Source organism: Acidovorax sp. KKS102, from assembly GCF_000302535.1.
Classification (GTDB): Bacteria; Pseudomonadota; Gammaproteobacteria; order Burkholderiales; family Burkholderiaceae_C; genus Acidovorax.
This window is the reverse complement of the sequence record NC_018708.1, coordinates 3366858-3379874: the sequence shown is the minus strand read 5'-3', so window position 1 is coordinate 3379874 and position 13017 is coordinate 3366858. Positions and strand designations below refer to the sequence as shown.

Below are 13017 nucleotides of genomic sequence, written 5' to 3'. Positions count from 1 at the left end.
TGAAAGACAAGCTATGCAGATCGAAGCCGCCCCCACCGAAAAACGCTACGAGAAGGCCGAAGGCGAACGCCGGGGCCTCATCATCGTCAACACCGGCGACGGCAAGGGCAAAAGCACAGCCGCCTTTGGCTTGGCGCTGCGCGCCCATGGCCGGGGCAAGGCCGTGAAGATTTTCCAGTTCATGAAGGTGCCCACCGCGCGCTTTGGCGAGCACCGCATGTTCGAGCAGATCGGCCTGCCCATCGAGGGCCTGGGCGACGGCTTCAGCTGGAAGAGCAAGGACCTGGAGCACTCGGCCCAACTGGCACGCGACGGCTGGGAAAAGGCGCGTGCGGCCATCCTGTCGGGCGAGCATTTTCTGGTGGTGCTGGACGAGATCACCTACCCGCTGATCTACGGCTGGCTGCCGCTCGACGGCGTGCTGCAGACGCTGCGCGAGCGGCCCCGTGACGTGCATGTGTGCCTCACCGGCCGCCGCTGCCCGCCCGAGATCATCGAGCTGGCCGACACCGTGACCGAGATGCAGATGGTCAAGCACGCGTTCAAGGCGGGCATTCCCGCGCAGCGCGGCATTGAAGACTAGGGCCTGGCCCTCGTGTCCACCCCCTGGCTTTTCCTGCTGATGCCCACCTGGGCCTGGCCGGCTGCGGCCGTGGGCCTGGGCGTGCCGCTGTTGGCGCTGGCCATCGACTGGTGGCTGGGTGAGCCGCCAGCGCGCTGGCATCCGGTGGTGTGGATGGGCTCGGCCTTGCACCGGGGGGGCGAGTGGGTGGCCCCGCTACAGCCTGTGGCACGGGACTTTCGGCGTTTTTGGCTGGGGGCGCTAGTGTGGATTGCCCTGGCTGCTATTGTTTTGATAGTTTCCTGGTGGCTGCAGCATGCGGCCTTGATGCTGCTGGCCTGGCTGGCTGTGGTGATGCTGGCGTTTTTGCTCAAGCCCCTGCTGGCCTGGCGCATGCTGCACGACGAGGTGCTGGCGGTGGAGGTAGCGCTGGGCCAGTCACTGCCCGCCGGGCGCGCGCAACTGGCGCGCTTGGTGAGCCGGGACGTGAGCGCACTCACCGCCGTGCAGGTGCGCGAGTCGGCCATCGAGTCGCTGGCCGAGAACCTCAACGACTCGGTGGTGGCGCCGCTGTTCTGGTTTGCGCTGCTGGGCCTGCCCGGCGCTGCGCTGTACCGCTTTGCAAATACGGCCGATGCCATGTGGGGCTACCCCGGCATGCGCAGCGGGCGCTACTGGCAATGGGCGGGCAAGTGGGCGGCGCGGGCGGACGATGTGCTGTCGTGGGTGCCTGCGCGCATCACCGCCTTGTTGCTGGCCGTGGTGGCCAAGGGCCTGCCGTTTTCTGCCCTGGCCCGCCAGGCGCGCAAGACGCCATCCCCCAACAGCGGCTGGCCCATGGCGGCCATGGCGCTGGCGTTGAATGTGCGCCTGGCCAAGCCCGGTGTGTACACGCTGCACAGCAAAGGCCGCAGGGCGGGGCCGCTGGATACGCGGCGCGCTGCGCGTCTGGGCACGCAGGTGGTGCTGGCCATGGTGCCGGTGGTGGCGGCCTTGCAGCTTTTGGTGTTGGTGGTGGTTGCCTGGGCGCACACATGACGTCTCCCCGTTGTTCCTCCGCACCTGTGCATGGCGGCCCCGACGCTGCGGGCGTCCCTCTGTTTGATTTCTCGACCAACAGCAATGCCTGCGGGCCATGTCCCGAGGCGCTGCACGCCGTGCAGGCGGCCGACGCGACGCGTTACCCCGACCCGGCCTACACGGCGCTGCGCGAGGCCCTGGGCGCCTTCCACGGCGTAGACCCCGGCCGCATCGTGCTGGCGGCCAGTGCCAGCGAGTTCATCCACCGCATCACCGCGCTGGCCGCGCAGCAGGGCTCCGTGAAGGTGGTCGTGCCACCTCACAGCTATGGCGACTACGCCCAGGCCGCGCAGGTGCGTGGGCTGGAGGTGCTGAGGGGCGATCGGTCGGCTGCAGGTTTGCAGTGGGCTTGCGAGCCCTCTAGTCCTTTGGGCCTGACAGATCCAGCTTTGCACGCCTGGCGGCAGGGGGACGCGGACGCTGCCTGGCGTGTGCTCGACTGCGCGTATGTCCCCCTTCGGCTGGACCCTGAGGGCACATGGACGGGCGCGCCGTCGCGGCGCACGCCCTCGGCCTGCTGGCAGCTCTGGACCCCTAACAAGGCCCTGGGGCTCACCGGCGTGCGCGCCGCCTATGCGATTGCTCCATCGGACTGCGAGGAGCAGGCGCGTGCGCTCACAGCCCTGGCGCCATCCTGGCCCGTGGGTGCCCATGGCGTGGCCCTGCTGCAGGCGTGGATGCAAGCCAGCGTGCAGCAATGGCTGGTGCACAGCCTGCGCACGCTGAGCGGCTGGAAGGCACGCCAGCTGGCCTTGTGCACCGACCTGGGCTGGGCCATGCACGCGGGCAGCCTCGCCAACTACTTCTGCGCGCAGCCCGCCACCACGACGTTGCAGAGCGATCTGGTGGCGCTGCGCTCCTGCGGCATCAAGCTGCGGGACGCCACATCGTTCGGCCTGCCTGGCACCGTGCGCCTGGGGGTGCTGGCGCCCGCCGCACAAGACGCGCTGCGGGCTGCATGGCAGGCACTGCCGGGCCGTACCATCCCGCATTCCATCGGATCGAGGGAGACCTTGTGAGAACCATCACCGTCAATCGCTACGTCACGCCGCTGCGTGAAGGTGGCTCCATGCCTGCCATCGTCGAAGGCGACGACCTGGGTACCTACGTGCTCAAGTTCCGCGGCGCCGGGCAGGGCGTGCGCGCGCTGCTGTCCGAGATGATCGCGGGCGGTATCGCCCGTGCGCTGGGCCTGCCCGTGCCCGAGATCGTGCTGGCCCAGCTCGACCCCGCACTGGCGCAGACCGAGCCCGACCCCGAGATCCAGGACCTGGTGCGCGCCAGCGGTGGCCTGAACGTGGGGCTGGATTACTTGTCGGGTGCGCTCAACTTCGACCCGGCGGTGGATGTGGTGTCCGATGATTTCGCCTCCCGCCTCGTGTGGTTCGACGCGCTGGTGGGCAATGTGGACCGCACTGCGCGCAACACCAATCTGCTCATGTGGCACCGCCAGCCTTGGCTCATCGATCATGGCGCGGCGCTGACCTTTCATCATGCGTGGAACGGCACGGTGGCGCAGCCCGCGAAACCCTTTGCACCGATTGCCGACCATGTGCTGCTGGCGCGTGCCGCGCTGCTCGCGCAGGTGGATGCGGAGCTGGCCGCACGCCTCACGCCCGAGGTGGTGGCTGGCATCCTGGCCGAGGTGCCCGACGAGTTCTTGTTGCTGGCCGGCGCAGACCACGAAGAAGGCCTGCTGACCGCCGCCGCGACCCACCGCCAGGCCTATGTGGACTACTTCTGCGCCCGCTTGGCCGGGCGCGCCACCTGGGTGAATGCGTTGAAGGAGGCCGTCGATGCACGCGCCTGAGGTGTATGACTACGCCATCGTGCGCGTGGTGCCGCGCGTGGAGCGCGAAGAGTTCATCAACGCGGGCGTGATCCTGTCGTGCCAGCGCACCGGCTTTTTGCAGGCCGCCATTGCTCTCGACGAAGCGCGGCTGCTGGCCTTGGACCCGCACGCCGACATCGACACCGTGCGCCGCCACCTGGCTGCCATCGTGGCCATCTGTGCGGGTGACGAAGCCTGTGGTCCCATTGCCCGCCTGCCGTACCGCCAGCGCTTTCACTGGCTCACCGCCAAACGCAGCGCCATCATCCAGACCTCGCCTGTGCACACCGGCCGCTGCACCGATGCGGCGGCAGCCCTCGAACACATCATGGACCGCATGGTCCGCCCACTGCCGTGACTTTCTCCACCTCTTCCCCACGAGCCCGCTGCGTGATGGTGCTGGGCACCACCAGCGGCGCCGGCAAAAGCTGGCTCACCACTGCACTGTGCCGCTACTACAGCAACCTGGGCCTCAAGGTCGCGCCCTTCAAGGCGCAGAACATGAGCAACAACGCGCGTGTGGTGCCGGGCCCTGCGGGCTTGATGGGCGAGATCGGCAGCGCGCAGTATTTCCAGGCGCTGGCAGCCCGCGCCGAGCCTGAGGTGCGCATGAACCCGCTGCTGCTCAAGCCCGAGGCCGACACGCACAGCCAGGTGGTGCTGATGGGGCAGGTGAGCGCCGAGCTCACGGCCATGCCCTGGCGCGGCCGCAGCGAAAAGGTGTGGCCGCAGATCGCCGCAGCCCTCGATGCACTGCGCGCCGAAAACGATGTGGTTGTGATCGAGGGCGCAGGCTCGCCCGCCGAAATCAACCTGCACGCCAGCGACATCGTGAACATGCGCGTGGCCCGCCATGCCGATGCACGCTGCCTGCTGGTGACCGACATCGACCGGGGCGGCGCGTTCGCCCACCTGTACGGCACCTGGGCGCTGCTGCCCGAGGACGAGCGCGCGCTGATCCAAGGCTTTGTGCTCAACAAGTTTCGCGGCGATGCCAGCCTGCTGGCGCCTGCGCCGCAGATGCTGCAAGACCTCACGGGTGTGCCCACCGTGGCCACCATCCCCATGCAATGGCGCCACGGCCTGCCCGAGGAGGACGGTGTGTTCGATGACCGCACGTTGTCAGCGGGCGCGGTGCACACCACCGTGGCCGTGGTGGCCTACCCGCGCATCAGCAACCTGGACGAGTTCCAGCCACTCAAGAATGTGCCCGGCGTGCGCCTGCTGTGGGCGCGCAGCCCGGCCGACCTGGCGGGCCTCAGGCCCACCGACTGGGTGGTGCTGCCCGGCTCCAAGTCCACCGCCGCCGACCTGGCCTGGCTGCGCGCGCAGGGGCTGGACCAGGCCATCGCCCAGCATGCGGGGCAGGGCGGCACGGTGCTGGGCGTGTGTGGCGGCCTGCAGATGCTGGGCGAGGCGCTGATCGACACCGCAGGTATTGATGGCAATGCCCCGGGCCTGGGCCTGCTACCGCTGGTCACCACCTTCGAGGTCGCCAAGACCGTGCAACGCACGCAGACGCAGTTTGGAGCAGCGCAGGGCGCCTGGGCCGCGTTGGCCGGTGTACCCGCCACCGGCTACGAAATCCACCACGGCCAGACCGCCCAGCACCCGGCCATGGCTGCCAAGGGCGATGTGGCGCGCGAGGTCATCCCTGGCATTGCCTGGCAGAACCCGGCGGGCAATGTGCTGGGGGTGTACCTGCACGGCCTGTTCGAGGACGCGGCGGTGCTGCACGCGCTGTTTGGCGCGCAGGCGCCCACGCTGGACAGCGTGTTTGACGGACTCGCAGGCTTCCTGGGCACCAGCTTTACACCGGGTGTGCTGGATGCGCTGGTGGCGCCTTAGCACGCCGGGCACCGTGGCGCCATTCAGCCCCTCACACCCGTTCGCAGTGGCAGGCGAGGGTGGTGTACGGAAAGCGCACGGTGTCCTGCCCGCGCAGCGCGGGGTGTCGGGCTATCAAAGCCTCGATCTGGGCGCGCACCTTGGCGCGTTCAGCATCCGGCAGGGCCGCGATGAAACTGATCGACATGAAACGGTCCACGATGACCTGCTGCGGTGGCCCCACATGCGCATGGGTCAGCTGGGTCTCGACCAATGGGCCGAAGCCGGGGTGCGGAAAAGGCTTGCGCCAGTCGCCCTTGTAGAAGCGCGGGGCATCGCCCTCGTAGGGCGTGATGATGGTGGTGAGCTCGGCCACCCAGTCCACCGACTCATCGCGCACATTCCACACCAGCCCGAGCTTGCCGCTTGGGCGCAGCATGCGGTGGAATTCGTCCAGGGCTTCGCGGGTGGCAAACCAATGGAAGGCCTGCGCACAGACCACGGCATCGAGTGTGCCGGATGGCAGCGGAATGGCCTGGGCTGTGCCCGCCACGGCGCGCACCGTGGGCAGTTGCAAGGCTTCGATCTTGGCGCGCATGGCGTCCACGGGCTCCACGCCCACCACTGTGGCCCCGGTGGTTGCGAGCAGGGCTGTGAACTTGCCAGTACCCGCACCCACATCGGCCACCTCGCGGCCGGGGCCCAGTCCCAACGGCTGTGCCAGCCAAGCCGACAGCGCCGCCGGGTAGTCCGGCCTGCCGCGCGCATAGGCCTGTGCCTCTTTTTCAAAACCCTGCTGTGCCGCTTTGTGCACGGCGTTCTTTGTGTTTTCCATCACCATGACCTCAGCATTTGTGATTCCCACCGTTGATGACCTGCATGATGCCGCGTTGGCCAGCCGCCTGCAGCACGTCATTGACCACAAGACCAAGCCCTTGGGCTCGCTGGGCCTGCTGGAGCGCCTGGCGCTGCGCTTGGGCGTGATCTTGGGTGCCGAATCCCCCGTGCTGCATGCTCCCCAGATGCTGGTGTGTGCGGGCGACCATGGCCTGGCCGCGCGTGGTGTCTCGGCGTTCCCGAGCGATGTGACTTGGCAGATGGTGGAGAACTTTTTGGCGGGTGGCGCGGCAGTCAGCGTGCTGGCCCGCCAGCATGGCCTGGGCCTCACGGTGGTGGACTGTGGTGTGGCCAGGCCCATTGCTGCGCGCGATGCGGCACCCGGCCAGCCCCGCTTGTTGCTGCGCAAGGTGGCAGCGGGCACGCAGGATGCCTCCGTTGGCCCGGCCATGAGTGCCGAGCAATGTGCCCAGGCGCTGGCCAACGGGGTGGAGGTGGTGCGTGGGCTGCCGGGTAACGCCTTGCTGCTGGGCGAGATGGGCATTGCCAACACCTCGGTGGCATCGCTGCTGCTGGCGCGCCTGGCAGGGCTGCCGCTGGCCGAGGTGACGGGCGCGGGAACCGGGCTGGATGCCGCAGGCATCGAACGCAAGCGCGCGGTGTTGCAGCAGGCGCTGGACGCCAATGCCGGCGCCACCAGCCCGCTGGATGCCCTGGCCGCGCTGGGCGGCTATGAAGTGGCCACGCTGGTGGGCGCGGTGCTGCAGGCAGCGGCCGAGCGGCGCGTGATTGTGGTGGACGGTTTTATCACCAGCGCGGCCGTGCTGGTGGCCAGCCGCATCGCGCCGCAGGTGCTGCAGCGCTGTGTGTTCGCCCACCGCTCGGGCGAGCGGGGCCACAGCCTGATGCTGGAACAGATGCAGGCCGAGCCTCTGCTGGACCTGGGCTTGCGCTTGGGCGAGGGCTCGGGCGCGGCGCTGGCCTGGCCGTTGCTGCGATCGGCCTGTGCCGTGCTGCGCGAGATGGCGAGTTTTGAATCGGCCGGTGTGGCCACGCAGACGGCCTGAGTCGCCTTACTGGAAGAGATTTCAGCCCACCACAGTGCGGTTGCGGCCTTCTTCCTTGGCGCGGTAGAGGGCGGCATCGGCTCGGGAGAGCATGGCGTCCAGGGTTTCTTGTGGCCCGGTCCAGCTGGTCAGCCCTATGCTCACCTCGCAGTCCAGCGGGTGGCCCGTGGCCAGCGTGGCGTGGATGCGCTGGGCCACACCCAGGGCTGCCTCGGCGTCGGCTCCCGGCAGCAGCACCAGGAATTCCTCACCCCCATAGCGGCCCAGGCGGTCGGCGCGGCGCAGCACCTGGCGGGTGCGCTCGGCAAAGTGCACCAGCACCGCATCGCCATGCTGGTGGCCGCGTGTGTCGTTGACTGCTTTGAAGTTGTCCAGGTCCACCATCATGATGGACGGCCCGTTGCCGTAGCGCTGCGCGCGCTCCAGCTCGTCCGCGCAGCGTTGCAGCAAGGCTCGGCGGTTGAGGGCCTGGGTCAGCGAATCGTAGGTGGCCAGGTGTTCCAGCTCGGTGCGCAGGCGGTCCGTGGCCATCAGCACCGCGCCGATGGACAGCATCAGGACGGTGAGCGCATAGGCCCCGATGTACAGGGTCTGGAACAGCGATGGCTCCATCAGGTCATTGCCTGCATGCCCAGCCAGAATAGATCCCAGCCGCATCCCCAGCACCAGCATGTGCAGGCCCAGCATCACCTCCACCAGCCGTACTGGGAAGTTGCGCCCGCCGTGGCGCAGCATGAAGCGCAGTTGCGCGGCATACAACGCCCCCATCACCACGGTGAAAAACCCCACCCGCACCGCATAGTTGGGCCACCCGTAGGTCAGCCAGGCAAACACGACCGTGGTGCCCGCCATCACCCAGTTCCAGGTGCGCCAGGTGGCGGGCTGGCCCATGAACTGTCGCGTGCCCATGTAGTAGGTGACCGAGCCCAGCACCAGCAGCTGGTTGGCCAGCACCAGGCCCAGCCAGTCAGGGATGGCGCCGCGCGCGCCAAACAGCACGGTGGACAGCAGCCATAGCAGCGGCGCCGCTGCCCAGCCCCCCACACCGCGAATGCTGGGCGGGTAGTGCCGCCGCATGAACAGCAGCACCATGGCCATGACGGCAGACATGAAGCCCGCCAGGGCGATCATGGAGCGCGGGTCGAGGTTCGTCATGCGGCAGGCAGGAGAAGGGGGAGGAACGCGCTGACGTAATAAATTGTTTCAGATGCGAAGCCAGTATAGCCACGCACCTGAAAGGCAAAGCGCTGTTTCGGTGCATGGTTTGCCCGGGGTGGAGGCGGAGGCAGGACGGGTGTGGGCCGGTATGGGGCGGCAATCTGCGCCGTGTTGGTGCATTTTGTATGCAATGTGACTAAAAAATTGTGTACAAAGTTGGCATGGGCTTTGCGTAGGGCATACCCCATGCAAAGCACCCACCCTGCGCCTACCCCCGCCGCCATCGAAATCATCGCGCTCACCAAGCGCTATGCCAGCGGCAAGCCTGCCGTGGATGCCATCAACCTGCGCATCGCCAATGGCAGCTACTGCTGCCTGCTGGGGCCCTCGGGCTGCGGCAAGAGCACCACCTTGCGCATGATTGCGGGGCACGAGTCGGTGACCAGCGGCGACATCCTGCTGGAGAACCGCAACATCACCGACCTGCCCGCCGCTGCGCGCGGCACGGCCATGATGTTCCAGAGCTTTGCGCTGTTCCCGCACCTCTCGGCGCTCGATAACGTGGCCTTCAGTCTCAAGATGAAAGGCGTGGCCAAGGCCGAGCGCCAGACCAAGGCGCGCGACCTGCTGGAGCGCGTGGCGCTGGGCCATTTGGCCGAACGCAAACCGGCAGAACTCTCAGGCGGGCAGCAGCAGCGCGTGGCGCTGGCACGGGCTCTCATCACGCAGCCGCGCGTGCTGCTGCTGGATGAGCCACTGTCCGCCCTCGACCCCTTCCTGCGCATCCAGATGCGTGCCGAACTGCGCCGCTGGCAAAAGGAGCTGGGCCTGACCTTTATCCATGTGACCCACAGCCAGGAAGAGGCCATGGCCCTGGCCGACACCATGGTGGTGATGAACCACGGCGTGATCGAGCAGGTGGGCAGCCCGCACGAGGTCTATAACCGGCCCGCCAGCGAATTCGTGGCGCGCTTCATGGGTGGCCACAACGTGATTGACACGCCCGAAGGCAAGGTGGGAGTGCGCACCGACCACCTGCAGATCGCCCCCGCACAGGCCGAGCTGCCTTGGGGCGCCCAGCGCATGCTGGCCGTGGTGACCGATGTGGAGTACCAGGGCACCTACGTGCTGGTGGGCCTGCAAAAGCAGGGCGTGGCCCTGTCGGCCAACGCCACAGCAGCTTATTCGGTGATGGTGTCTGAAGCCGCCTTTGCTGCGCAGCCCTACCAGGTGGGGCAGGGCGTGCAACTGCACTGGACGCCTGAGCAGGCGCATCCGCTGTCTTCAGCCCAGGCCGCCGCCGCCTGATCGCACTGATCTTCCGCTTTTCATCGATTCATCGTTTCCCCGTTCCCTGTCCGCAACCCAAGGAGTTTTCCCATGTCCGATGCTTCCCGTGCTGATTCCCCCGTCGTCGTTCCTGAAGCCACTGGTGTGGCTCGCCGCTCGCTGCTCAAGGGCACGGCCGGCATCCTGGCTGCTGGCATGTTCCCGGCCGTGCATTCGCAAGAGAAGATCGTGCTGCGCTACCTGGGCACGGCGGTGAACCAGGACAAGGCGATTGCCGAAAAATTCAAGGCCGACACCGGTATCGAGATCCAGTACGTGGCCGTGACCACGGACGACGTGACCAAGCGTGCCGTGACCGCGCCCAACAGCTTTGACCTGATCGACACCGAGTATTTCTCGCTGAAAAAGATCGTGCCCACGGGCAACCTCAAGGGCATTGACACCAAGCGCATCAAGAACGCCGACAAGATCACCACGCTGTTCACCACCGGCATGGTGGCGGGCAAGGCCGTGGGCGACCAGGGCACTGCACCCAAGAAGGTGATCTACCTGGAAGGCGAAAAGTCCAAGAAATTTGCGACCGCGCCCACGCAGTTCATGAGCCTCATCCCCACCGTGTACAACGCCGACACGCTGGGCATTCGCCCCGACCTGATCAAGCGCCCCATCAACTCCTGGGCCGAGCTGCTGAACGCCGAATTCAAGGGCAAGGCCGCCATCCTGAACATCCCGAGCATCGGCATCATGGACGCTGCGATGGTCGTGGAAGCCATGGGCATCTACAAGTACCCCGACAAGGGCAACATGACCAAAAAGGAGATTGATCTCACGATCAAGACCCTGATCGAAGCCAAGAAGCAGGGCCAGTTCCGCGCGCTGTGGAAGGACTTCAACGAGTCGGTGAACCTGATGGCTTCGGGCGAAGTGGTGATCCAGTCGATGTGGAGCCCGGCCGTCACCGCCGTGCGCACCAAAGGCATCGCCTGCAACTTCCAGCCCCTTAAGGAAGGCTACCGTGCCTGGGCTGCGGGCTTTGGCCTGCCCACCACGTTGAGCGGCCGCAAGCTCGACGGCGCGTACGAGTTCATCAACTGGTTCCTGGACGGCTGGGCCGGTGCCTACCTGAACCGCCAGGGCTACTACAGCGCCGTGCTGGAGACCGCCAAGTCCAAGATGGAAGCCTACGAGTGGGCCTACTGGATGGAAGGCAAACCCGCCACGCAAGACATCAAGAGCCCGAACGGCGACGTGCTGGCCAAGGCCGGTGCGGTGCGCGACGGCGGCAGCTACGAGTCGCGTATGGGCGGCATTGCCTGTTGGAACGCGATCATGGATGAGAACAACTACATGGTCCAGAAATGGAATGAATTCGTCGCGGCGTAGGGAGTGCACCCCCTGAGGCGCTTTGCGCCTTCACCCGTCTCTCGAACCGCTGCGCGATTCGGGGGGGGACGCCCCCGGTGCGGCGGGGCGGCCCTTGCACGGGGGCACTGGTCTTCGGCCGCGCCAGTTTCGACGACCGTCGTCCGATGCGATGGATATCTGATTTGCAAACACCATGAGCACTACCTCCACACCGTCCTTACCTGCTGCAGCTGTCCCCGGCCGCAGCATTGCCGCCTGGTGGCAGGCCGCACCTTTCACGTTGGTGTTTGCGCTGTTCTTCATCATCCCGCTGGCGCTGATCGTGATGGTCAGTTTCTGGGACTTCAATGAGTACGAGTTGCTGCCCGGCTTCACGTTCAAGAACTACGTGTCAATTTTTGCGGGCTGTGGTGATGCGTCAGAGGGCCTGTGCGTCACGCTCAAGACGTATTACTCCACGCTCAAGTTCAGCGTGCTGGTGTGGCTCATCACGCTGGTGATTGGCTTCACCGTGGCCTACTTTTTGGCCTTCCATGTGCGCTCGTCCGGCATGCAGACGCTGCTGTTCGTGCTGTGCACCATTCCGTTCTGGACGTCCAACGTGATCCGCATGATCTCGTGGGTGCCGCTGCTGGGCCGCAATGGGCTGGTGAACCAGACCTTGATGGGCATGAACCTGGTCGAGACGCCCATCGAGTGGCTGCTTTTCTCGGACTTCTCGGTGGTACTGGCCTTTGTGCACCTCTACACCATGTTCATGATCGTGCCCATCTTCAATAGCATGATGCGCATCGACCGCAGCCTGATCGAAGCCGCCAGCGACAGCGGCGCAAGCGGCTGGCAGACGCTGTGGAACGTGATCGTGCCGCTGTCGCGCACCGGCATCATCATCGGCTCCATCTTCGTGCTCACCATCGTGATGGGCGACTTCGTGACCATCGGCGTGATGGGCGGGCAGCAGATTGCGTCCGTGGGCAAGATCATCCAGGTGCAGACGTCGTACCTGCAGTTCCCGCTGGCGGCGGCCAATGCCGTGATCCTGCTGGCCGTGGTGCTGATGATCATCTGGGGCCTCACGCGCCTCGTCGATATCCGCAAGGAGCTTTGAGATGAGACTGCGCGAAACCCGTCCCGCCAGCTTCTGGCCCCTGGCCATCTTCTTTGCGCTGTTCGTGCTGTTCATGTACGGGCCGATGTTCGTCATCTTCATCCTGAGCTTTCAGGGGCCGGAAGGCGGACTCACTTTCCCCATGCGCGGCGTGTCGCTGCACTGGTTCGCCAAGCTGGCCGAAGGCCTGGGCGTGGTGGACATTGGCGCGGCGCTGTGGCGCTCGCTGGGCCTGGGCGTGGCCGTGATGCTGTGCACGGTGGTGCTGTCGGTGCTGGCCGGGCTGGCGTTTCGCAAGCGGCTGGCGGGCGGTAACACCTTGTTCTTCATCGTGGTGGCCAGCCTCATCATGCCGTCCATCATCGTCTCGCTGGGCATCGGGCTGGAGTTCCGGCTCTTCGACAACGGCATCAAGGCCGTCGTCGAATGGTTGGGCATGGAAAGCGCGCTGGAGGGCTACGGCACATCGCTCGGCCTGTTCACCTCTGCCCTGGGCGCGCACCTGACCTGGACGCTGCCGTTTGGCCTGCTCATCATGTTTGCGGTGTTCAACCGCTTCAATCCTGCGTATGAAGAAGCCGCTCGCGACCTGGGCGCCACGCCCTGGCAGGGCTTTGCGCATGTGGTGCTGCCGCTGATTGCGCCCTCGGTCGTGGGCATTGGCATGTTCGGCTTCACGCTGAGCTGGGACGAGATTGCCCGCACCTCGCAGGCCATTGGCGATGTGAACACCTTGCCGCTAGAACTGCAGGGCCTGACCAGCACGGTGACCACGCCGTCCATCTACGCGCTGGGCACTGTCACCACCGTGGTGTCGTTTGCCGTGATGGGTATCACGCTGGCGCTGGTGTGGGCGCTGGGCCGCAGGCGCAAGGGCCGTTCGGGGTAAAAC

13 protein-coding genes are annotated in these 13017 nt (G+C 66.4%); 11 read left to right on the top strand and 2 right to left on the bottom strand.

Going from position 1 to position 13017, the window contains the following annotated elements:
• Nucleotides 1–13 precede the first annotated feature (13 nt).
• The 6 genes from cobO to C380_RS15455 are packed head-to-tail and all read left to right on the top strand — an operon-like array spanning nt 14 to nt 5321.
• Nucleotides 14–583: a cob(I)yrinic acid a,c-diamide adenosyltransferase gene (gene cobO / locus C380_RS15480; protein ID WP_015014792.1), complete on the top strand. Its 570-nt coding sequence runs from the start codon at nt 14–16 to the stop codon at nt 581–583.
• A gap of 39 nt (nt 584–622) precedes the next feature.
• On the top strand, nt 623–1600 hold the full coding sequence (cbiB, locus tag C380_RS15475) for an adenosylcobinamide-phosphate synthase CbiB (RefSeq protein WP_043566670.1): 978 nt from the start codon (nt 623–625) through the stop codon (nt 1598–1600).
• Nucleotides 1597–2661: an aminotransferase class I/II-fold pyridoxal phosphate-dependent enzyme gene (locus tag C380_RS15470; protein WP_051022547.1), complete on the top strand. Its 1065-nt coding sequence runs from the start codon at nt 1597–1599 to the stop codon at nt 2659–2661. Before cbiB ends, C380_RS15470 begins: the two co-directional genes overlap by 4 nt.
• Nucleotides 2658–3452, top strand: a complete 795-nt coding sequence (locus C380_RS15465) for a HipA family kinase (RefSeq protein WP_015014789.1) — start codon at nt 2658–2660, stop codon at nt 3450–3452. The genes C380_RS15470 and C380_RS15465 overlap by 4 nt, the downstream gene beginning before the upstream one ends.
• The gene (locus C380_RS15460) at nt 3439–3831 is read left to right on the top strand and encodes a DUF3037 domain-containing protein (RefSeq protein WP_015014788.1); all 393 of its coding nucleotides are present in this window, start codon (nt 3439–3441) and stop codon (nt 3829–3831) included. Before C380_RS15465 ends, C380_RS15460 begins: the two co-directional genes overlap by 14 nt.
• 35 nt (nt 3832–3866) lie before the next feature.
• Nucleotides 3867–5321 (top strand): cobyric acid synthase, encoded by a 1455-nt coding sequence (locus C380_RS15455; RefSeq protein WP_015014787.1) that lies wholly within the window; start codon nt 3867–3869, stop codon nt 5319–5321.
• A 31-nt stretch (nt 5322–5352) separates the two neighbouring features.
• Here C380_RS15455 and C380_RS15450 read toward each other — a convergent pair whose 3' ends face one another.
• Complete coding sequence (locus C380_RS15450; protein ID WP_015014786.1) at nt 5353–6141, bottom strand: class I SAM-dependent methyltransferase; 789 nt, start codon at nt 6139–6141, stop codon at nt 5353–5355.
• Here C380_RS15450 and cobT point away from each other — a divergent pair.
• A complete protein-coding gene (gene cobT, locus C380_RS15445) occupies nt 6140–7204 on the top strand; it encodes a nicotinate-nucleotide--dimethylbenzimidazole phosphoribosyltransferase (RefSeq protein ID WP_043566668.1) in 1065 nt (354 codons plus the stop codon). The two genes, C380_RS15450 and cobT, sit on opposite strands and share 2 nt — an antisense overlap.
• A gap of 21 nt (nt 7205–7225) precedes the next feature.
• Here the strand turns inward: cobT and C380_RS15440 are convergent, their stop codons facing one another.
• Nucleotides 7226–8359 (bottom strand): GGDEF domain-containing protein, encoded by a 1134-nt coding sequence (locus C380_RS15440; protein WP_043565505.1) that lies wholly within the window; start codon nt 8357–8359, stop codon nt 7226–7228.
• A gap of 249 nt (nt 8360–8608) precedes the next feature.
• On the opposite strand from C380_RS15440, the gene C380_RS15435 reads away from it, so the two are divergent.
• The 4 genes from C380_RS15435 to C380_RS15420 all read left to right on the top strand — a co-directional run bounded on the left by C380_RS15435 (nt 8609) and on the right by C380_RS15420 (nt 13014).
• Nucleotides 8609–9670 (top strand): ABC transporter ATP-binding protein, encoded by a 1062-nt coding sequence (locus C380_RS15435; protein ID WP_015014783.1) that lies wholly within the window; start codon nt 8609–8611, stop codon nt 9668–9670.
• Between the two features lie 72 nt (nt 9671–9742).
• A complete protein-coding gene (locus tag C380_RS15430; protein ID WP_015014782.1) occupies nt 9743–11035 on the top strand; it encodes a PotD/PotF family extracellular solute-binding protein in 1293 nt (430 codons plus the stop codon).
• 175 nt (nt 11036–11210) lie between these two features.
• The gene (locus C380_RS15425) at nt 11211–12125 is read left to right on the top strand and encodes an ABC transporter permease (RefSeq protein ID WP_015014781.1); all 915 of its coding nucleotides are present in this window, start codon (nt 11211–11213) and stop codon (nt 12123–12125) included.
• 1 nt (nt 12126) lies between these two features.
• On the top strand, nt 12127–13014 hold the full coding sequence (locus C380_RS15420; protein WP_015014780.1) for an ABC transporter permease: 888 nt from the start codon (nt 12127–12129) through the stop codon (nt 13012–13014).
• Nucleotides 13015–13017: the final 3 nt, after the last annotated feature.

What these genes read in the sequence shown, in the direction of transcription:
- cobO (WP_015014792.1), top strand. Translation starts at nt 14, where the DNA reads ATGCAGATCGAAGCCGCCCCCACCGAAAAACGCTACGAGAAGGCCGAA.
- cbiB (WP_043566670.1), top strand. Translation starts at nt 623, where the DNA reads ATGCCCACCTGGGCCTGGCCGGCTGCGGCCGTGGGCCTGGGCGTGCCG.
- C380_RS15470 (WP_051022547.1), top strand. Translation starts at nt 1,597, where the DNA reads ATGACGTCTCCCCGTTGTTCCTCCGCACCTGTGCATGGCGGCCCCGAC.
- C380_RS15460 (WP_015014788.1), top strand. Translation starts at nt 3,439, where the DNA reads ATGCACGCGCCTGAGGTGTATGACTACGCCATCGTGCGCGTGGTGCCG.
- C380_RS15455 (WP_015014787.1), top strand. Translation starts at nt 3,867, where the DNA reads ATGGTGCTGGGCACCACCAGCGGCGCCGGCAAAAGCTGGCTCACCACT.
- cobT (WP_043566668.1), top strand. Translation starts at nt 6,140, where the DNA reads ATGACCTCAGCATTTGTGATTCCCACCGTTGATGACCTGCATGATGCC.
- C380_RS15450 (WP_015014786.1), bottom strand. Translation starts at nt 6,141, where the DNA reads ATGGTGATGGAAAACACAAAGAACGCCGTGCACAAAGCGGCACAGCAG.
- C380_RS15440 (WP_043565505.1), bottom strand. Translation starts at nt 8,359, where the DNA reads ATGACGAACCTCGACCCGCGCTCCATGATCGCCCTGGCGGGCTTCATG.
- C380_RS15435 (WP_015014783.1), top strand. Translation starts at nt 8,609, where the DNA reads ATGCAAAGCACCCACCCTGCGCCTACCCCCGCCGCCATCGAAATCATC.
- C380_RS15430 (WP_015014782.1), top strand. Translation starts at nt 9,743, where the DNA reads ATGTCCGATGCTTCCCGTGCTGATTCCCCCGTCGTCGTTCCTGAAGCC.
- C380_RS15425 (WP_015014781.1), top strand. Translation starts at nt 11,211, where the DNA reads ATGAGCACTACCTCCACACCGTCCTTACCTGCTGCAGCTGTCCCCGGC.
- C380_RS15420 (WP_015014780.1), top strand. Translation starts at nt 12,127, where the DNA reads ATGAGACTGCGCGAAACCCGTCCCGCCAGCTTCTGGCCCCTGGCCATC.